The following is an 832-nucleotide window of genomic DNA, read 5'->3' as shown; positions in this document are numbered from 1 at the left end:
AGAGTGTCGTGGGATCGGAGAACCGTGGGCATTGACGTCGTCAAGGGTGGAAGCGTCGCGCTCACCGGAGCCACCGGCGGACTGACGCACATCACCGTCGGCCTCGGCTGGGATCCGAATGCTCCCGGATCGGAGGAGTTCGACCTGGACGCGAGCGCCATTGCCCTGCAGGCGGACGGGCGAGCCCCCAACCGCAGCTATTTCATCTACTACAACAACCTCAGCAGTCCGCGCGGCGAGATCGTGCACCGCGGTGACAACCTCACCGGTGAGGGTGCGGGCGACGACGAACAGATCGAGGTGCGTCTCAACCTGCTGTCCAGTGCGATAACGCGCATCGTCTTCCCGGTCAGCATCCACAACGCCGACTATCGACACCAGAGTTTCGGCGACGTGACCGGTGCCTATATCCGGGTCGTCAACGCGTCGACCGATGACGAACTGGTGCGGTACGACCTCACCACCGCCGCCGCGCGGGACACCTCGATGTTGTTCGGTGAACTCTACCGGGATCAGGACGGCTGGCGCTTCCGGGCACTCGGCCAGGGTGGGGTCAGCGGCCTGGCGGCGATCGCCCGCGGCTACGGCCTGGACGTCTGACACGGCCTGGGCATCTCACACGGCTTGAACGTCTGACACCGCCGGGCGCCGGCAGGGGGATGGCGGGCGGCGCGGGCGCCATCCCCGTCGCCGTGGATGTATACCGGGACGGACCGAACCGGCGTGGAAGATCAGCGTGGGATGGACGTGTGCTTGAACTCGTTCAGCTCGGGCCAACCGGTCACCAGGTCGACGATGCGCTCCACCGCACGGATGGAACCCGCCGGGTCGG

At 66.7% G+C, this 832-nt stretch carries 1 protein-coding gene; it reads left to right on the top strand.

The features are described 5' to 3' along the window. The first annotated feature begins 24 nt into the window (after positions 1-24). On the top strand, positions 25-600 hold the full coding sequence (locus ACY45C_RS16670) for a TerD family protein (protein WP_462188495.1): 576 nt from the start codon (positions 25-27) through the stop codon (positions 598-600). The last annotated feature ends 232 nt before the right edge of the window (positions 601-832 follow it).

Source organism: Frankia sp. CcWB2, assembly GCF_977927585.1.
The sequence above is the reverse complement of the archived record's forward strand: the minus strand, read 5'-3'. Positions and strand labels throughout refer to the sequence as shown.